This window comes from Oikeobacillus pervagus (assembly GCF_030813365.1).
GTDB classification, from domain to species: Bacteria; Bacillota; Bacilli; order Bacillales; family DSM-23947; genus Oikeobacillus; species Oikeobacillus pervagus.
In genome coordinates, this window is the sequence record NZ_JAUSUC010000048.1 from 1 (window position 1) to 19,716 (window position 19,716).

Below are 19,716 nucleotides of genomic sequence, written 5' to 3' on the forward strand. Positions count from 1 at the left end.
AGGGGGATTTGATCATTTCCCTCGGGCATTTGCTTATTTCCCAACAACATTTGCACCACTTCTTTTGGCTTTTGCACTACTTCTCACTACTTATGATCATTTCCTGGAATATTTGACTATTTCCCGCTACTTTTTGCACCTCAGCCCCAGTTCAGTTGGCATTTCGGGACGGGATTCTTGACTTGCTGATTTTCCCTGACCAGGGGGATTTGATCATTTCCCTCGGGCATTTGCTTATTTCCCAACAACATTTGCACCACTTCTTTTGGCTTTTGCACTACTTCTCACTACTTATGGTCATTTCCTAGAATATTTGACTATTTCCCGCCGGTTTTTGCACCTCATCCCCAGTTCAGTTGGCACTTTAGGATTCTAGACTTTTTTTACATTGTAATAAATAGTTCACTTCGTCTAAACTTGGAGGATTTTGTTGATCTTCTAATATTGAGTCGATATATTGATGAAAATCTATCACATTTTTATGGAGAAGAGAGGGGTTTTTTAGGAATCCTAGTGACTGGGAATAAGAAATGAGATGCATCCAATCTTTTATTGGTCCCATTCTTGTTCTCCAATGATTTCTTTGGGGATAAATCCTGACAAAGCTCAGTGTGTCCGCAATATATACTCCTTTTCCTTGTGATAATAAGGTCATCCATGATCCCATATCAAATGCAGATTCAAACTCATAACCTCCGAATTGCCCGAACGGTTCGACTAAGTCACATTTTCTAAACAAGACCGTTGATGGCTCTCCTACCCAGTTGGATTCTACTATCATCGAATCACCAAAAGCCCTTCCATCGATGATTACATCATGAAGATGACGTCTTTTCGTGAAAGTTAAATCAGGAATGGCCTTTCCCACTTCATCTATTGGCTGTCGATACGATGTAACGAGTTTAATGCTTCCTGCTGCGTCATTCAAAAAATAATCTACCATTCTTTCTATTTTTGTAGGATAAAATAAGTCTTCTTCCATCAAATAATTAATAAATTCCCCCTGTGAATCATTGAATAACTGCTGAAGAACTTGTAGTCTAGGAAGCGGCTGATGATTTCTTATATATTTAATCTTTGCAGAAAAAGGGAGATACTCTTTTTCTACTAAATGCTGCACTTCATTTGTAGGAGTATGATCTCGAATAATGATTTCTAAATTTACGTAGGTTTGCAATAATACACTTTTCAATGCGAGTTGAAAATAAGAAGAGTTTGTAAAGACTGGCATTAATACGCTAACTAAAGGCGTCTGGCTCGTATTCGTCATTTCACTATCCCCTTTAATTCCATAGTTAAACATCCCGATTTTTTTTAAGAATATTTAAACAATGTTCATAATAAGTAATCTCCTGATTTTGGGAATTGGTTAATGGAAACTCTTTCATATTTTTTAAATGGGATTCAACCGTGTTTATTGCCTTGGAAAATTCATCATCACTAATTAGAAATCCATTTTTTCTACTATGGAAAAGCATGTGCATCCAATCCATGGTCCCGTGCATGAGCATATTCGGATTTTGACCGGCTCCACCACTGTGTATTCTTAAATAACTTAAGATCTCTGGAATATACACCATTTTTCCCTTTTGAAGAAGTGTTAACCATGCCGCACAATCTACACCACAGCGATACATTCTCCCTGAGAAAAAACCATATGCTATTTCAGAAGATAATGCTTCCCGTCGGAATAATGTAGTAGATGGGACTCCAATCCAATTAAATTCCGAAATAATTAGATCCCCTGCTCGATTTCCATCAAGAACCATGACATTCTCAAATCTTTTTTTATTATACATAGTATCAGGTAGCAAGGCACCATCTTGGTCTATAAACGAGCGATGAGACGTAACAAGTGTAATTTCTTTATGATGATCGTTAATGAAATAAGACATCATTTTTTCAATTTTATTTGGCTGGAATAAGTCATCATCCATTAATAGATTGACGTAATCTCCGCTTGACAGTTCATATGCTTTTATAAAATTCAAGACGGGGCCAATGTTTTCCGGATTTCGGTAATATTTAATAGAAGGATAAGTCTGCAAATAGGACTGAATAAGATTCTCGGTTTCATCATTTGTGCTATTATCGGTCACAATAATTTCAATATTTTTATATGTTTGCTTTAATACACTTTCCAATGCCAACCGGAAATAATGTGCCCTATTAAAAGTAGGGATCAGCACGCTGACAAGAGGTAAATTTTGTTCATTCATAAAATCACCTGTTTATGTTAATTTGTCAAAATCATTAGCTAAGCCACTAACGGTACAATCTATAATTCCTTTTAGCCTTAAAGCTTTAATGTACTATCATTTCTTTTAATAAAAATAAGTTCCATGATGAAATGAAGATGGGACTAATGAAGTATTGAGCAAAGTGATAGGGGAATAGAGATAATTGGATTTGAATAGATTATAATTAGCCATTGATCATAGGCCATTTCAACGATTGAAAAAAGGATAGTAGATAGGAAATATCACATATTTCATTACTATTTTTCACCGGAATGTAACAACCACCTTATAATCGAGTTGCCCTCATAGTTATTAAATAGCGCTGAACTTCATATAAAGGTTGATTATAAAGAGGAACCCATTTTGTAATCCCTTCTTCAATACGTTTAATTAAAGGCATTTGTTGAATTTCTTGAAAACCTAAATCCTTGTAAAACTGTATGGCACGTTCATTATCTGAAAGTACTTGAAGATAGACTGTTTCCATCTTCAATTCTTTAAAACACCAGAATAGAAGAGTAGAACATGCTAGTTTCATTCCACCTTTAAAATGATGTGGGTCACCACGCAAAATATTATCAAATAGACAATACTTTTTCTTATCATCGATTTCGCATAAACCAACCTGGCCAATAGGAATGTGTTCACTGTTTTCCACGACAAATATAATATTGCGATCCGATTGGATAATTTTCTCCTCTAACCATTTCTTTGTCCCTTCGGCTGTTACCTTAAATTGAGTCGTAAAAGACCTCTGACTATTTTTTCTCCAATTGGCTAACCTTTCAATTTCCGATTGGTTAGAAAGACTCGTGACTGTGATTGGACGTAATCTTCCAGCAATTGTTGCCCCATTTTTTATTGGGATGCAATAAGCTGTAATTTGATCTTCGTTCGCTTCCTTTAATGGTTTAATGATCCTCTTCAAGTTCTTCATCCCTCCTATGCTTTAAGGAATCCTTTTTTCGGTCCATCTGAAACAACATTAAGCCAATCTTGAGTCCCCTTTTCAAATGCATTCCAAGTATCTAGTTGTGTCAATTGATTTTTATGAACTCTGAAAGAACTTAGAGCTTGTGCCATATAGACTGCTTTCCCTTTTGCTAATAAATTTAGCCAACTTGCCACATCCACATTATTTTGTGATTGTTTCCCCGCGAAAACACCAAATGGTTCATCTAAATCCCATTTGCGGAATAAAACCATGGTGGGTGCTCCAATATAATTAATTTTGTCTTTTAAGATCATGTTTCCAAGTGTATAACCATCCAATACCGTATCATCCTGATATAAGCTTGTATAAGGACTCATATTAAGTTGAAAAATTGCCCCTCTATCATCAATTAATTGTTTATGAGAGGTAACTAATGTAATATCTTTGTAGTTTAAAAAATAGTGCATCATTTTTTCGATTTTTTGTGGATGAAATAAATCGTCATCCATCAGATAATTGATATATTCCCCTGTAGAAATATCAAAACATTTTTGTTGGTTTCTAACAGGTCCAATATTTCTCTCATTTCGAAAATACTTTATATTAGGGTTTCCTAAATAATGCTCCATAATTTTAGTTGTTTGATCATTATCACTATTATCTCCAACAACTATCTCGATATTTGGATAGGTTTGAGCTAAGGCACTTTGCAAGGCTAGTTGGAAATAGAAAGGACGATTATAAGTTGGTATTAGGATACTTACTTTCGGTAACATTTTATTTCACCTCTTTATTTTCAATTAACCTTTATAGTCATTGATACATTGGATGATATAGTTTATCTCTTCTGTAGATAATTCAGGAAACAACGGAAGTGTAACAAACTCCTTCCATGCCTGATCTGCTACAGGTGTTTCGGTTTTAAATGGTTGAAAATAAGGATGGAAGGTTAGAGGAATATAATGAACTCCTGTAGAGACCCCTTTGTCTTTCATATATAAAATAAATTTGTCGCGTTGCTTAACCTTCACCATGAACATCCAATATGAGGAGTTTTCTAAATGATAAGGAATCCCAGGTCTTACTTTTTCACAGTTTTGAATGCCTTGTAAGTAGGCTGTAAGAATTTCTTCCCTTCTATTATTCATGTTTTCTAACTTATCCAATTGAACGATTCCAATAGAGGCCATTAGGTCATTCATATTATATTTATAGCCGATATCAGAAATTTCATAATACCAATGATAAGGATCATTATGGCTACTGCTGCTAGTTTCCTTGACTCGCTGCCATGTATCTTTATTAATTCCCACCCAACGAGAGTGACGTAAAGGTTTAAGCAACTCCTCATCATCGGAAGAGATCATGCCACCGTCTCCTGTGGTCATACATTTCTTCTCCTCGAAACTAAAGCAACCAATATCCCCCCAAGTACCTAGTGCCTTTCCTTTATATTTTCCACCCGCAGAGTGAGCTGAATCTTCAATTACTTTAAGATTACGTGATTTAGCCCATGAATTTAACTGATCCATCGCAACCGGATGACCCCCGAAGTGCACAGGAATAACCGCTACGCAATCTTTATCATATTTTCTTTCTAAGTCTTCCATGCTGATGCCGGATGTCATTTCATCCATATCAACAAAAACAGGTTGAAGATTGTTATAAAGGACAGCCATTGCTGTTGAGGCAAAAGTCATAACCGGAACAAGAACCTTTTTTCCTGCGGGAAATCGAAAAGAGGAAAGAGCAAGGTGCAAAGCAGCTGTACCTGAATTAACTCCGACAGAGTCCTTACAGCCGATAAAATTGCTCCACATTTTTTCAAATTCATTTACTTTAGGACCAAGCCCAAGCCAGGCCCTTCCAAAGGCTTCCTTAATTGCTTCTAACTCCTCATCTCCTATACAAGGTTTAAATAAGCGAATATTCATCTTATTTCCTCCCTAACTTTTTCTTTATCGCTCACATTTTTATTCAAATTTCATTCCATTATATTTTTTAATAAAATCCTCAAAAAGTGGAAGTCTACTATCCTTTTTGGAAAGAATCGGATTGGAAACAGGCCAATCAATATTTAATATAGGATCATCGTATAAAATTCCTGCCTCATGATTAGGAGAATAAAAATTATCGACTTTATACATTAATTCGCAGTGATCTGTTAATGTACAGAATCCGTGAGCAAATCCTCTTGGAATTAAGACCATCTTAAAATTATCCTCTGTTAATTCTATAAAGTCCCATTTTCCGAAAGTAGGTGAATCTTTTCTTAGGTCAATAAATACATCGAAAACGGCTCCTTTTATGACTCGTATTAATTTTGTTTCGGAAAAAGGCGGAAGCTGTAAATGTAGTCCCCGTATCGTTCCTTTTTTAGTAGATAATGAATGGTTTTCTTGCACCCAATTTCGATCAATACCAAATTTTCCAAATATTTTTTTATCGAAAGTACGCATGAAATGCCCACGGTGGTCCATTTGAGGTTTTAAAGTCACTTCATAAACCCCTGATAAGGTAAGAGGCTTAATGTCCATATTTATTCACATCCTTTATATAGTCCCTAATTTGATTTAAACTCATCTTTCTAAGATCCCGCTTGTCCTCAAATGCCCTCGTCCACTCTACAATCTTATCTATTGCTGTATTTAAACTCCAAACAGGATTCCAATTTAGTTTTTGCTTCGCTTTTGAACAATCTAGTTTTAAGAAAGTTGCCTCTATTGGCTTATCATCGTGGTGATCAATCTCAAATGTCGCATTTCTTCCCCATTTTTTATAAAATTCCTCCACGACCCATTGAACGGTTCTAACCTCTTCATCATTTGGCCCAAAATTCCATGCTTCTGCAAATTTATCCCCATCATTTGCCAATCTTTGAAGTAAAATTAGATAACCATGCAACGGTTCAAGTACATGTTGCCAAGGTCGTACTGCTTTTGGAAATCGAATCTTCATTTTATTTTGATTTAACACAGATCGGATACAGTCTGGAATCAATCGGTCAGAAGCCCAGTCACCACCTCCTATCACATTACCTGCTCGTGCGGAAGCAAGTGCAACTTTCTGCCCATGATCTTTTTTAGTAGAGAAAAAGGTATGGCGATAGGAATCTGTAATTAACTCTGAACAAGCTTTGCTATTCGAATATGGATCGAATCCTCCTAAACGATCATTTTCACGATAACCCCATGACCATTCGAAATTTTGATAACACTTATCTGTCGTGATATTCAGGACCGCTTGAATAGGCACACCGGCATCTGATACTATTCTAACTGCCTCTAAAACATTAACTGTCCCCATTACATTTATTTCAAAAGTTTCAACGGGGTTTTGATAAGATGCTCTAACGATTGGTTGTGCAGCCATATGAATCACAATGTCTGGGGCACTTTCTAACATGGAATGAATTAATTTTTCCTGATTTCTTACATCCGCATAATGAGAATTGACTAGTTCATCAATTCTGCATAAATCAAACATGCTAGGATTAGTGGGCGGCTTAAGTGAATAGCCCGTTACTTTTGCTCCCATTAAGTGAAGCCATAAACATAACCACGAACCCTTGAATCCAGTATGTCCCGTTACAAACACCTTTTTATTTCGCCAAAATTCCACATCAACCATTAAATCACCATCTTTTCCATGGAGCGTTATCATTTTTCCATAATTCCTCTAAGTGATTTCGGTCCCTTAAAGTATCCATTGCATACCAAAAGCCATTATGTTGATATGCTTGCAATTGTCCTTCTTGCGTAAGCTTTTCAAGCGGCTCCTTCTCTAGGATGGAATGATCCCCGTCCAAATAATTAAAAATATCTGGCTGAAAAATAAAAAATCCCCCGTTTATCCAACCTCCATCCCCTTTTGGTTTTTCCATAAAATCAAGTACTGTTCCATTTTCACTTAACGACATAGCCCCAAATCTCCCTGTAGGCTGAACGGCCGTAACAGTGGCAATTTTTCCATGTGAATGATGAAAATTTACTAGCTCTAAGATATTAATATCAGACACACCATCTCCATACGTTAGCATGAAAGAATCGTCTCCTACATACTTCTGAATTCTCTTCACTCTTCCACCAGTCATAGAATCTTTTCCAGTTTCAACAAGTGAAACACGCCAAGGTTCTGCAGATCTACGATGAATCTTTACTTCATTCTGGTTTTTAAAATCGAATGTAACATCAGACTCATGTAAAAAATAATTAGAAAAATACTCCTTTATTACATAACCCTTATAGCCAAGACAAATTATAAAATCATTAAAACCATAATAGGAATATATTTTCATAATATGCCATAGAATGGGTCTATCACCTATACTTATCATAGGTTTAGGTTTAAGATGTGATTCCTCACTAATCCTCGTTCCTAAACCACCTGCTAAAATAACAACTTTCATTTTTTTCATCCTCTCCTGTTGCAGAAGCTAGAATTGAAGAAATTCATATTAAAAAATGACTTTTTTCAAAAAACAGTAGTAACATCCAAAAATTATTGCTACTGGAACTAGCACATATCATATATGTATGAAAGAAGATTTATTTTGACAAAAATTCTAGCTACCTTTTCCGAAAATAGTCTAATGTAATATATTTTTCAAAATAAATGAACATCGTATGAGATAGCACTGTGAGATTTGATCATTTCCCCTGGGCATTTGCTTATTTCCCAATGACATATGCACCACTTCTTGTTGCTTTTGCGCTACTTCTCGCTACTTTTGATCATTTCCCGGAATATTTGACTATTTCCCGCGATTATTTGCGCTTCAGCCACAACTCAGTTGGCACTCCGGGATTCTAGACTTGCTGATTTTGAATTACCAGGGGGATTTGATCATTTCCCTCGGGCATTTACTTATTTCCCAATGACATATGCACCACTTCTTGTTACTTTTGCGCTACTTCTCGCTACTTTTGATCATTTCCCGGAATATTTGACTATTTCCCGCTTTTTTTGCACTACAGCCACAACTCAGTTGGCACTTCGGATTCTAGACTTGCTGATTTTGAATTACCAGGGGGATTTGATTATTTCCCTCGGGCATTTGCTTATTTCCCAATGACATATGCACCGCTTCTTGTTGCTTTTGCGCTACTTCTCACTACTTTTGATCATTTCCCGGAATATTTGACTATTTCCCGCGATTATTTGCGCTTCAGCCACAACTCAGTTGGCACTTCGGATTCTAGACTTGCTGATTTTGAATTACCTGCAGGATTTGCAATTCTCTCCTTACAAAAGTTGAACGAAAAAAGGTTGTCTTATAAATGCAGGGCATTTTCAAGACAACCTCTTTTTTCTATATCTGTTGTAATCAACTTATCTTCTATCTATTTATCCTTTTCTTTTCTTCTCCCATTACGAAATACTTTTGCACTACGGACGTACTCTACATCTTTGACTCCTAGACGGAAGTTAATGACCCGTCCAATCGCAAAAAAATAGTCAGATAAACGGTTTAAATATTGTAAAGTGACAGGATGAATCGTTGGATCGGCCTTTAAAAGACTGACAACCTGGCGTTCAGCTCTTCTGACAACTGTGCGTGCGAGATGGATCGAGCTTGCAGGCTTCGTCCCCCCAGGTAAAATAAAACGTTCCAGCTCAGGAGCTTCTTTAATATAACCATCGATTTTCTCTTCTAAATCATCAATAGATTTTGCTTGTAATTTCCATTCTCTTTTTCCTGTTACTGTGGCTAAATCCCCGCCGCAATCGAATAATTCATGTTGAATGGTCTCTAAATCAGCTAAAATATCAGCAAAGATTTTTGAATCTAATTCTGTCATCGCTTGTCCGACGAAGCAATTCACTTCATCGACAGTTCCATATGCCTCGACACGAAGATCGTCTTTATCCACTCTTCCTCCAATAATACTTGTTTTCCCTTTGTCTCCTGTTCTAGTATACAGTCTCACCTTTTCATCCCCCTATTTTAATTGTTGATTTAGTCCATACCAAATGATATCGACCCTTTCTGATTGATGTACAATGTCCTGGTAGCACCAGCCAGTTACATCTCGCCAATTTCTTAAAAATGAATCCATTGGAACGATTCCCTTTGACAGATCATTCCCGATTAGCACAAGCTTTCGGTTCAGATCTTCCTTTTCCCAATCAGCCAATAATTGCAACTGCTGTTTCCATTTTTCTCTCACTGTCTCTGCTTTTCGAAGTTGCTTAAGTTCGGCCTTCACCCATTGCTCAACACCCTCAATCACAACAGTGGATGCCGTCAACTCAGGAAGATGAACTTCTTCATAAAAGCAATGCCACTGCTTGGATAGATATTCAGAATAATGATCCTTTACCCATTTTCTTTTGCCGTTAAAGGCACCTCCCGTAACGAAATGCATCGCTCACCCCTCCTTAAAGCAGACAATGAGCCAGTTAATTCAAATCCTTGTCCATTCTCTACTTTCCATTCCCAAAATTCCCTTTTCACTGGAGCAAATTGCGTCAAAAGGCTACGGATGACGCCACCATGAGTGACAATAGCATTTCTTTTCATCTGTAGATGGGAAATTTCCTCTATTAACTTCTCCCATGCCTTCATGATTCGATCGTTAAACTCAGGAAATGTTTCTCCTTGTGGAATGGGAGCGGAAAGGGGCATTTGTAACCAATCTTTATACTCCTGTATATGTTTGATCTCATCATGGACCTTTCCTTCCCAAATTCCGAAATTCATTTCTCGAAATTCCTGTCTTATTTCGACAACTTTCCCAGGAAATAAAATCTTTGCCGTATCGACACATCTTTGCAAATCACTTGCGACAATTTTTTCATAAGCGGGGACATAAGGTGTTCTTGCATGAAGCTCTTTCCTCCCCCGTTCACTTAAGATTGAATTTGTCCAACCACAAAAAGCTTTTCTCTCATTATCCACGGTCACCCCATGGCGATATAATGCCATAACCACAAGATCATCCATAATAAATTCTCCGTCCCTTCTATACTTGCTCCCAATAAATCTCCGGTAATTCCACCGAAATGTTGCTTTGTTTTTTTTCGGGCAAATGCCCAAAATAATAAGGTCATCAAAAGAAAAACAACATAAACCATGATTTCTTGACTGATGAGATAGACCATCACACCGACTAAGAGCAAATAACCTGCGTAAACAATGGGAAGCGTTCGGTCAACCCCTTTTTTAAAATAATGGGCGATCCCTGACTGCTTTGCTGATGGCTCTAATGCTAATAGTAAGCCCATGCAAATTTTACTAAAGAAAGGAATTAACATGATGTAAAGGAAAGTAAACTCAGAAATATGATTTGTCAATTCATAAATAAAAAGAAAACGGCTAGCTAAAAACACAATAATTGACAGTACACCAAATGCCCCAATACGGGAATCCGTCATAATTTCTAATCGTTTTTCACGGTCACGGTAAGAAAAATAAGCATCACTTACATCCATCCAGCCGTCTAAATGTAGGCCTCCTGTTACAATAATCGTTAATATCCAAATGATAAAGGCAATCGCTACTGTAGATAATGGACTGAATTCAGTTAGGGCCCAAAATACTGACCCATATATGGCCCCTTTTACTAATCCGAAAAAGGGAAAAGTGCGAAATGCTCTCCCTAAATGAAAGGCATCCATAGGGAGTTCTCTCCGAATCGGAACAATGGAGAAGAACTGTATTGTTAGCAATAATCCTTTAATATAGGCTCTCATTTATCCCAGTCCATTCTTCCATAATATTCTTCGTCTTTTCCCAATCTAGATGCTTTTTCATATGGAGAGCTAGTTCATCATATTTTTCATCCTTAACATTAGACACATGAACGATATCCTTACGATGTTTTCGTAATTGGTTCAACCAAAGATTACGCCATTCATCATTGTGAAACAAATGGTGCATATACGTTCCGATAATGTTCTCCTTAGCATAACCATCTGTCGTTCCATCCTCTAGCTGTAAAAAGTATGGACCACTTGTTTCCGTTTTCCCAAGATGGATCTCATATCCTTCCATAGGGATGATATCCTTTACAAAATTGGGGTGAATTTTTGCTTTCACTCTGACAGTTCTTTTTTCATTATGAAAAAAAGTAGTGGCGGGAATGAGTCTCAATCCTTCCATTTCATTGCCGACCAGCCCAGTATCACTGCCATCTTCATCTATTAATCTATCCCCAAGCATTTGGAATCCCCCGCAAATCCCCACAACCGAGCCACCTCTCTTGGAAAAATCAATAATCTTCTCTGCTAGTCCTGTCTCTTTTAGAAAGGACAAATCGTGGAATGTGCTTTTTGTCCCAGGGATGATAACGGCATCAGGTTGTCCAAACTCGGATACGTCCGATACCCAATATACCGACACATCCTCTTCATATAAAAAGGCTTCCAAATCACTGAAGTTTGAAATGTAAGGGAGCTTCATGACAGCAATTTCAACGTCGTTCTTCTCCCCTTTTTTAAATCGCTCAGTAAGAGATAAAGAATCTTCACCTTCCACCATATGATTCGGCAAATAAGGAAGGACGCCAAGAACAGGGATCCCTGTATAATCTTCTAACCACTTCTTTCCATCCTCAAATAAAGCTGCATCCCCACGAAATTTATTAATGATTAGTCCCTTTACGCGGTTACGTTCGCTTTCTGTAAAAAGCTGTAAAGTACCTACAATGCTTGCAAAGACGCCACCACGATCAATATCTGCTACTAAAATAACCGGAACATCGGCTAGTTCCGCTACTTTCATATTGACAAGTTCCCGATCTTTTAAATTTATTTCCGCAGAACTTCCTGCTCCTTCGATGACCACACAATCATAGACGTTCTCAAGCTTTAAAAGGGCCCCTTGAATGGCTTTCAACCCTTTCTCATAAAACTCCTTGCGATAGTCCATTCCCGATAAGGACTCCACCCTTTCTCCGAATAATACAATTTCTGAACGACCATTTCCCGTCGGTTTTAAAAGAATGGGATTCATGAGCACATCTGCTTCAACATTCGCTGCTTCCGCTTGCAATCCTTGAGCTCGTCCAATTTCTTTGCCATCGGCTGTTACATAAGAGTTATTTGACATATTTTGAGATTTAAAAGGAACAACTTTATAGCCATCTTGGTAGAATAACCGGCATAAAGCCGTTGCAATTAAACTTTTTCCCACATCTGAGGCTGTACCTTGTATCATAATCCCTTTCATTTACTGCCCACCTCCTTTTTCATAGCTATCCAGATTCCATTTTCTACCGAATAGGCTTGACTTGCGTTCTTGACAATCCATTGATGAAGCTTTCCTAATGTTTTAGCATAATAAAAATTAAGAGAAGAGATGGTCATATCCTCATGGGCTAATTCATTGGAGACAATGATGAGCTCAGCACAAGTTTCAGTGATTTTAGAAATCCCTGAAGTTATTTTATTGAACAACTCATGGTGAAAGTCTGGTTCTTCCCATTTCTCTTCGTTCTCTTCGTCTAAAAACCATTCATTCGTCAACCATGTCGTTAAACAATCAAGGACAATCGTATCCTTTTTGGAAAAATTATGAGCGATGGTATCAATATTTATAGGTTGTTCCCAAGTTATCCAAGGAATTTCAGCTGTTTTTCGTTGGATTTGATGTAACTGAACACGTCTCGCCATTTCCTCATCGATTACTTGGCCACATGCGATGTAATGTAATTTTCCCTGCTTTTTCTTTGCCCGTAATTGGGCATATTTTTCAGCGAATGTGCTTTTTCCACTTCGAACTCCACCGGTAACGAAAATCAAGGTTGATTTCTCCATTGTCGCAATGCCTCCAGTAGTATGGCGTTCTCCTCTTTCTTCTTAATGGCAACCCGTAACCAACGACCTTCAAGGCTAGGAAAATTATAAGTATGTCTTAAGACAATCCCTTTTTGTAATAAAAATTCCAGTAATGGCTTTTGATCTTGTAATCTCGGATCCTTCAGTAAATAAAAATTCACTTTCGATGGGGAATACTCGTACTGATATAAGTTTAAAAATTCAAATATTTCATTACGGTTTTCGTGTATTTTTTTTCTCGTCATTTGAACAAATGGATCATCTAACAGCCCCGTTTCGGCCGCTAGCATTGCCAGTGCATTCACACTCCAATGTGGTTTAAATTTTGCTAGCTGTTTAATGATTGCTTCACTGGCTAGCATATAACCTATGCGAAGCCCTGCCACCGCATACATTTTCGTTAACGATCGAAGAAGGATGATATTCGATTCATTCGTTACATACTTTGAATAAGATGTTGTATCATCTGCAAAGTCGTAAAATGCTTCGTCGATAATTAATGTACACGCATGGGCATGACATTGATCAATCAGTTGGATGATATCCTTTCTTTCAAACACCACTCCAGTAGGATTATTCGGTGTACAAAGAAAAACAGCATCATAGGCTTTGAGTAAAGGTCCGATCTCTTGAAGAGGTAATGACCAATCTCCCTCTGTTAAACCAAAATAATCAATTTGACAATCATAGGCACGACATGCTTGCTCATACTCATAAAAAGCGGGTTGAATGATTAAAACTTTTTTGCCACGGAGCCACTGGCCTATGATCTGAATGAGTTCAGCTGCCCCATTCCCTATTAATATTTGATTCTCGGAAACTCCCACTTTCCTAGAAATCAGGTGATGTAATTTTGTTACATTCGGATCAGGATAATCCGTGATAGCTTGAAACCAACTTGGCCATTTTTCCTTTATTATCGCTGGTGGCCCGAATGGATTCGTATTCACACTGAAATCAATGATTCGATCAGGTGTCTTTACCCCGCTTGCATGATATAAATATGTTGGGTTAGAGCCATGTGTTGGCCATTTCAATGAGAATCCCCCCTAAGATCCATAAAGTAATCAAAAATAAAATCGTAGTCCGTCCCATTATTTGAACGGTTAATTGAATATGCTGAGCTGTTTGTTTAAAAATGGGATCCCCCATTTTCGCCCGATGTGAAACGATACCTCGATATGTATTCGTTCCTCCAAGTTGAATTCCCAACATGGCGGCAACCGGTGCTTCACACCAGCCACTATTCGGACTCGGATGTTGCTTAGCATCGCGCAAAACGATTTGCCATACTTTTTTTCGGGAAAAAGTGACAGGTTTCTTCGTCCAAATCATCATTAGTGAAGTCATTCGGCTTGGAATCCAATTGACAACATCATCCCATTTGGCAGATGCCCATCCGAAATCAGAAAATCGTTCATTTTTATATCCAACCATTGAATCACATGTGTTAATTGCTCGATACACCATCGCGAGTGTCCCGCCCCCTATGAAGGCCCAGAAAAGTGGAGCGGTAATGCCGTCACTCGTATTTTCTGCCACGGTTTCAACTGTTCCTCGAGTGATTTCATCTTCATCAAGTTGATCCGTATCACGGCCGACGATATAGGAGAGCTTTAATCTTGCTTCTTCAAAATCTTTCTGAATGAGTGGGTCATACACTTGGATGGCTGCCTGTTTCAAACTCTTTCTAGCGATGGTTGTGGAAATGATGATTGCCTCTATAATAATTCCAACTAGCGTATGTATTTGATAACTCATGAAGATGAGTAAAAAGCTGATTCCACCTACAATGAGCAAGATAGAAATGAGCATCGCCACGCCCTTTGCTTTCCGATTCTTCCCTTTGTTCCACCTTTTTTCAAAGAATGAAATGAGGGATCCAATCCACCGAACAGGATGTGGCCAATTGGGTGGGTCCCCAATGATACTATCGATACAGAAAGCTAAGGTGATCGCGATTAAATGCTGAAATATCATCGCCTTTCACCTCGATTTTTTTCTAAAGCTTGGATTGTACATTCATACACTCCTTGTCCAATCACTTGGCCAAGTTCTGTACTCGTTCCGCTATAAGGGAAATGAACTCCCCTTTGAGATGCAGCAATTAACACGCTATCTGTTGACGTTCCTGTCGCAAGCGTCTTCGTTACAGGGTCTTTCACCTTTTTAGAAAAGAGTGCTTTCGTTTTCGCCTCTGTAGCTGTCATTATCGCTTGAACAAAGGCTTCATCTGCTAAATGAGCGTTCACAATCACCCACGTATTAATCGTTCCGGGATTATTGTTCGTCATCCGTCGACAAGGGAATGATGCATCTACCGCATTCCCTACACCAGCTGTCACGACAATAAAGACAGAAAAATCTTCTTTTTCGATTAGTTGGAATGCTACATCCTTTAAGTGAACAGCTGTCATCATGCCAACCGTTTCATTTAAATCCAACCCGTTATTAAGTAAATATTGACCCATTTCTTCTTTATGATTTTCATAATGATAGTCTTTATCCACATGACGGTTCACAAACGTTCGATGCCATCCCCAGCCTGAACCAATGACCCCAGCGGATAATGTTCTCATTGGGATAGGCGATTCGAAACGGATCATCTCCGCAGATTGTGAAAGCCATGCTTCATTTAACTTAATTTTAGCCATTTCCTCCTGTAATTGTTCTGGAAGGATACTCATTTGTGGCTTTGGAATTTGCGGATGTGATTGTTTTTTCACATTCGTATTGTAAACTGAATTAATTCGATGTTCTTTTAAAATTTCACTCGGATGGCCTAGCTTATTCACTTTCCCCTTCTCCAATAGCAATAATTGATCACAATATAACCCTGCTAAATTAAGATCATGGAATATCGATATAACCGTTAACCCACATTCCTTTGCCATTTTTTTTAATAAATCCAATAAATCCTTTTGATAGGAAAGATCTAAATGATTCGTTGGTTCATCTAGCAAAAGAATTTCTGGTTGCTGGGCTAAACTTTGAGCTAAATAGACCCGTTGTTTCTCCCCACCTGAGAGCTCGTGTAAAGAATGTTTTTGGAATTTAGCCACACCTGTTTGGGCCATTACTCGTTGGACGATTGCTTCATCATCCTCTGACCATGTGCGAAATAGTCCTTTTTGATGGGCGTATCTTCCAAGTGCTACCGTCTCCTTCACAGTATAAGAAAATTCTTGCGATAAAATTTGTGGAAGAACAGCGACTACTTGAGCTAATTCCTTTGCAGTGTACTGTTTCAATGACTTTTCCTTTATCTTGACGCTTCCTTGTTGAGATGAAAGGATTCCGCTTAACATTTTTAATAGGGTGGTTTTTCCGCTCCCATTTGGCCCTAAAATGCCGAAAAGTTCCCCCTGCCGAACGGAAAATGATACTTGCTGAACGATGGGTGTTCCATGATATCCACCTGAAAGGTTATTTACTTCGATCATGCTGTTCCTCTTCCTTTCGAATGCTTTCTTATTAAAATAAGGGCAAAAACAGGTGCACCAATTAAAGCGGTGATGACACCGATCGGAAGCTGTGACGGGGAAATAATCGTACGTGAAATTAAGTCGGTTAAAATTAAAAATCCTGCTCCAATCATCATTGATAATGGAAGTAAATGACGATGATCAGGTCCCCAAATGATTCTCACAAAATGAGGGATGACTAAGCCAACAAAACCAATCGTCCCAGATACAGCAACTGCTGCCCCTGTTAAAATTGAACCAGAAATAAGAATCAGCATTTTTTTCCGTTGCACATTCACACCAAGATGTTGTGCTTTTTCCTCCCCAAAGGATAGAGCATTTAATTCCCGAGTGCATGACATTAGTAATAATGAACCAATAATAAAGAAAGGAAAAATAATTTGAATATAATCCCATCCCCTCATCGATACACTCCCTAAAAGCCAGCCGATAATTTGTCTAAGTTCTTCCCCCGTCAAAGCAATCATCAGGGAAATGAAAGCTCCAAGAAAAGAACTGAAAATAATCCCCGTTAAAATGATCGTTTCTACTTTCATCGACCGTTCAATTTTTTGGGCGAACATAACAACAATGAAAATCGTTGCAATTGATGTAAGAATACTTATGATCGGCAAGGTGTAATTTCCGACGAGCGGTAAGGTAATATGAAAGAACAACGTCATAACCGCCCCAACAGACGCCCCAGATGAGACCCCTAATGTGTAGGGATCGGCTAATGGGTTACGAAGCAATCCTTGAAAGGCAGCTCCCGCAATTGCTAAAGAAGCACCCACTATTCCTGCAAGAATTACCCGTGGTAAGCGGATATCCCATACGATATTATTGAACATCCCATCTACATTTCCAATTGATGTATGGAATAAATGGTGGGAAATTAATAAAAGAATATCTCCAAAAGGAACAGAAACGGTTCCGATGGAGATACCTACTAACATCGATAAAATTAAGAAGGTAAAGGAGAAAACATAAGCCAATCCTTTATTCAGCAAAAACATCTGGATAGATTGCTTTGGCAAGTTCCTCTACTCCTTCTATTAGTCTAGGGCCAGTACGATTGACTAAATCTGCGTGCACTTCAAATACTTGTTTATTTTTTATTGCCTTCATATCTTCCCAACCTTTACGGCTTAGGATCTTTTCTATTGGATTTTTAGTGTAAAAGCCGTGAGTTGCCACGATGACATCAGGATCCATTTCTATAATCGCTTCTTGGTTTAGTTGTGGCCAACCTTCTTGCTCTACAACATTTTCTGCATGAATAATGTCAAGCATTTCTTGCATAAATGTATTTTTTCCAGCGGCATAAATTTCAGGAGCTGGTGATATTTCGATCATGACTCTTTTCTTTTCATCATCCTTAATTTCTGTAGCCTTTTCCTTGATCTTCTCAAGGTCAGCTTTCATATCATCGATTAATGTATCCGCTTCTTTTACTTTCCCTGTAGCTTTTCCAATCATTTCAATGGATTCATATACTTCATCAAAATTTTTCGCATCGTTGACGACTAGGACTTGAATTCCAGCCTCTTCCATTTGCTTAAATCCTTCTTTGGAATTATGGGCATTTGAATTATGAGCCAAGACTAAATCTGGTTTTAAGGCCACAATTTTTTCAAGATTGATTTCAAGTCCGCCCACTTTTTCAATATCTTTCACTTGTTCAGGATATGTATCATTATCTGTGACCCCAACAATTTCTTTATCTAATCCTAAACTAAAAGCAATCTCCGTATTACTTGGGATCAATGGAATAATCCGCTTCGGCTGCTTTTCTATTTCGAGGACTTTTCCTGTTGCATCTTTAACCTTTACAGGAAAGGTTGATGTAGCTTGTTCATCGACTTGCTTATTTTCTTTCGGCTCAGGCTTTGCTTGATCTGTTCCACAAGCAGCTAATAAACCTGTGACCAAAAAAACTGAAAAAAGTAATGATAATAACTTTTTCATTGGTGTATTCCATCTCCTTTTGTTTATATCATGTGAGACTCTTTTCAAACTACATTTACGAAAACAGTCCTATATAAAAATAACACCTCTACGTATAAACGATAAAGGTGTTGTGAACAGCATAAAAAAACGACTACATCACACCCACCTATCCACGTAAGCCTATCGGTGTTCGAATTTAGGCAGGTCTCCTGACTTATGATCAACACAAACCACTCCTTCCCGTATCTCTTCATACAGTGGATCTTGCAGTTTGCTCCCATTTACAGTGGCGGGACCGTGTTGGATTTACACCAACTTCCCTTTTTAAGCTTTATGAGCACCTAATCCGTTCATCATATGAAATTTTCATTCGTTCGACCATATTGGACATTGAAAGATCTTTCTTTTTTCATTATACATGAAAATAAAACATGCACCATCCTTTTTCGCTAAAAAAGGATGGGTGCTTCCTATTCATTCTATTTTCCCTCAAAATGTGATTTATATTACAATTCCGTCCTCCAAAAAAGGTTATAATAGAAATAATTATTCTATTTGGGAGGGGTGTAGGATGACTCAACCACTACAAACTTTATATGATGAGATCGGCGCAGATATGATCGATCAGTTAGTGAAAGCCTTTTATCCAAAAGTATATGCAGATCCAGATTTAAGTCCGATATTTGAAGGGGATATGGGGGAAATCATGAGAAAACAGCGGCTTTTCTTAACCCAGTTCACAGGCGGTCCACCTCTTTATAGCCAGGAATTTGGCCCCCCAGCTATGAGACAGCGACATCTCCCTTTTGAAATTACCTCAAAGCGCGCGGAATGCTGGCTTCGCTGTATGAAAGAAGCTTTCAAAGAAGTAGGCTTAGATCAACAGCCAGCAGGAATTTTCTTCTATGAGCGACTAAAACAAGTGGCTGCCATTATGGTAAATTCAGAATAACAAAAGCGCAAGCGCCTGCTCATCGTCATACGGATTTCGCAAGTTTTCGACTGAGATAAAGGAAACACAGCTAGGTCGTTCACGAGCTGATGTTGACTTATCGGAGGGAGAAAACGGAGGAATTCGCTTGACGATAGGCGCTGAAGCTAGACGGCAACAAATGCAAAAGCGCCTTGTTCATCGTCGTACGAATTTTGCAGTTTTCGACTGAGATAAAGGAAACACGGCGAGGCATCCCACGAGCCGATGTTGACTTATCGGAGGGAGGAAACGTAGAAATTCGCTAGACGATAGGCGCTGGAGCTAGACGGCAACAAATGCAAAAGCGCCTTGTTCATCGTCGTACGAATTTTGCAGTTTTCGACTGAGATAAAGGAAACACGGCGAGGCATCCCA

The 19,716-nt window shown here is 38.3% G+C and carries 21 protein-coding genes and 1 riboswitch; of the genes, 2 read left to right on the top strand and 19 right to left on the bottom strand.

Going from position 1 to position 19,716, the window contains the following annotated elements; genetic code table 11:
• A partial coding sequence (locus tag J2S13_RS14095; protein WP_307258430.1) for a hypothetical protein occupies positions 1–181 on the top strand: 181 nt, incomplete at its 5' end.
• A 183-nt stretch (positions 182–364) separates the two neighbouring features.
• On the opposite strand, the gene J2S13_RS14100 is transcribed toward J2S13_RS14095, so the two are convergent.
• The 19 genes from J2S13_RS14100 to J2S13_RS14190 all read right to left on the bottom strand — a co-directional run bounded on the left by J2S13_RS14100 (position 365) and on the right by J2S13_RS14190 (position 18,386).
• The gene (locus J2S13_RS14100) at positions 365–1,270 is read right to left on the bottom strand and encodes a glycosyltransferase family 2 protein (RefSeq protein WP_307258432.1); all 906 of its coding nucleotides are present in this window, start codon (positions 1,268–1,270) and stop codon (positions 365–367) included.
• Between the two features lie 25 nt (positions 1,271–1,295).
• On the bottom strand, positions 1,296–2,219 hold the full coding sequence (locus tag J2S13_RS14105; protein WP_307258433.1) for a glycosyltransferase: 924 nt from the start codon (positions 2,217–2,219) through the stop codon (positions 1,296–1,298).
• 307 nt (positions 2,220–2,526) lie between these two features.
• The gene (locus J2S13_RS14110; RefSeq protein ID WP_307258435.1) at positions 2,527–3,168 is read right to left on the bottom strand and encodes a GNAT family N-acetyltransferase; all 642 of its coding nucleotides are present in this window, start codon (positions 3,166–3,168) and stop codon (positions 2,527–2,529) included.
• Between the two features lie 14 nt (positions 3,169–3,182).
• Positions 3,183–3,950, bottom strand: a complete 768-nt coding sequence (locus tag J2S13_RS14115; RefSeq protein WP_307258437.1) for a glycosyltransferase family 2 protein — start codon at positions 3,948–3,950, stop codon at positions 3,183–3,185.
• A 24-nt stretch (positions 3,951–3,974) separates the two neighbouring features.
• The gene (locus tag J2S13_RS14120) at positions 3,975–5,108 is read right to left on the bottom strand and encodes a DegT/DnrJ/EryC1/StrS family aminotransferase (protein WP_307258438.1); all 1,134 of its coding nucleotides are present in this window, start codon (positions 5,106–5,108) and stop codon (positions 3,975–3,977) included.
• 39 nt (positions 5,109–5,147) lie between these two features.
• Positions 5,148–5,711, bottom strand: a complete 564-nt coding sequence (rfbC, locus tag J2S13_RS14125) for a dTDP-4-dehydrorhamnose 3,5-epimerase (protein WP_307258439.1) — start codon at positions 5,709–5,711, stop codon at positions 5,148–5,150.
• Positions 5,701–6,837 (bottom strand): CDP-glucose 4,6-dehydratase, encoded by a 1,137-nt coding sequence (gene rfbG, locus J2S13_RS14130; RefSeq protein ID WP_307258440.1) that lies wholly within the window; start codon positions 6,835–6,837, stop codon positions 5,701–5,703. Before rfbG ends, rfbC begins: the two co-directional genes overlap by 11 nt.
• On the bottom strand, positions 6,809–7,582 hold the full coding sequence (gene rfbF, locus J2S13_RS14135; protein WP_307258441.1) for a glucose-1-phosphate cytidylyltransferase: 774 nt from the start codon (positions 7,580–7,582) through the stop codon (positions 6,809–6,811). The genes rfbG and rfbF overlap by 29 nt, the downstream gene beginning before the upstream one ends.
• A gap of 934 nt (positions 7,583–8,516) precedes the next feature.
• A complete protein-coding gene (locus J2S13_RS14140) occupies positions 8,517–9,104 on the bottom strand; it encodes a cob(I)yrinic acid a,c-diamide adenosyltransferase (protein WP_307258443.1) in 588 nt (195 codons plus the stop codon).
• A 12-nt stretch (positions 9,105–9,116) separates the two neighbouring features.
• Positions 9,117–9,542, bottom strand: coding sequence for a bifunctional adenosylcobinamide kinase/adenosylcobinamide-phosphate guanylyltransferase (locus J2S13_RS14145; protein WP_307258445.1), 426 nt, complete (start codon positions 9,540–9,542; stop codon positions 9,117–9,119).
• The gene (locus J2S13_RS14150; RefSeq protein ID WP_307258446.1) at positions 9,494–10,120 is read right to left on the bottom strand and encodes a histidine phosphatase family protein; all 627 of its coding nucleotides are present in this window, start codon (positions 10,118–10,120) and stop codon (positions 9,494–9,496) included. Before J2S13_RS14150 ends, J2S13_RS14145 begins: the two co-directional genes overlap by 49 nt.
• A complete protein-coding gene (cobS, locus tag J2S13_RS14155; protein WP_307258448.1) occupies positions 10,078–10,869 on the bottom strand; it encodes an adenosylcobinamide-GDP ribazoletransferase in 792 nt (263 codons plus the stop codon). The genes J2S13_RS14150 and cobS overlap by 43 nt, the downstream gene beginning before the upstream one ends.
• Positions 10,853–12,346, bottom strand: coding sequence for a cobyric acid synthase (locus J2S13_RS14160; RefSeq protein ID WP_307258449.1), 1,494 nt, complete (start codon positions 12,344–12,346; stop codon positions 10,853–10,855). Before J2S13_RS14160 ends, cobS begins: the two co-directional genes overlap by 17 nt.
• On the bottom strand, positions 12,343–12,933 hold the full coding sequence (locus J2S13_RS14165; RefSeq protein WP_307258450.1) for a bifunctional adenosylcobinamide kinase/adenosylcobinamide-phosphate guanylyltransferase: 591 nt from the start codon (positions 12,931–12,933) through the stop codon (positions 12,343–12,345). Before J2S13_RS14165 ends, J2S13_RS14160 begins: the two co-directional genes overlap by 4 nt.
• Entirely contained in the window at positions 12,915–13,991 is a 1,077-nt protein-coding gene (cobD, locus tag J2S13_RS14170) for a threonine-phosphate decarboxylase CobD (RefSeq protein ID WP_307258452.1), read from the bottom strand. The genes J2S13_RS14165 and cobD overlap by 19 nt, the downstream gene beginning before the upstream one ends.
• On the bottom strand, positions 13,966–14,934 hold the full coding sequence (gene cbiB / locus J2S13_RS14175; RefSeq protein ID WP_307258454.1) for an adenosylcobinamide-phosphate synthase CbiB: 969 nt from the start codon (positions 14,932–14,934) through the stop codon (positions 13,966–13,968). Before cbiB ends, cobD begins: the two co-directional genes overlap by 26 nt.
• Positions 14,931–16,397: an adenosylcobinamide amidohydrolase gene (locus J2S13_RS14180; protein ID WP_307258455.1), complete on the bottom strand. Its 1,467-nt coding sequence runs from the start codon at positions 16,395–16,397 to the stop codon at positions 14,931–14,933. The genes cbiB and J2S13_RS14180 overlap by 4 nt, the downstream gene beginning before the upstream one ends.
• Entirely contained in the window at positions 16,394–17,455 is a 1,062-nt protein-coding gene (locus J2S13_RS14185; RefSeq protein ID WP_307258456.1) for a FecCD family ABC transporter permease, read from the bottom strand. Before J2S13_RS14185 ends, J2S13_RS14180 begins: the two co-directional genes overlap by 4 nt.
• Entirely contained in the window at positions 17,418–18,386 is a 969-nt protein-coding gene (locus J2S13_RS14190; RefSeq protein WP_307258457.1) for an ABC transporter substrate-binding protein, read from the bottom strand. Before J2S13_RS14190 ends, J2S13_RS14185 begins: the two co-directional genes overlap by 38 nt.
• Positions 18,387–18,550: 164 nt before the next feature.
• A riboswitch (cobalamin riboswitch) is annotated at positions 18,551–18,727 on the bottom strand.
• Between the two features lie 212 nt (positions 18,728–18,939).
• On the opposite strand from J2S13_RS14190, the gene J2S13_RS14195 reads away from it, so the two are divergent.
• Positions 18,940–19,320 carry a globin domain-containing protein gene (locus J2S13_RS14195; protein WP_307258458.1) on the top strand — a complete coding sequence of 127 codons (381 nt, stop codon included), beginning with the start codon at positions 18,940–18,942 and terminating at the stop codon, positions 19,318–19,320.
• The last annotated feature ends 396 nt before the right edge of the window (positions 19,321–19,716 follow it).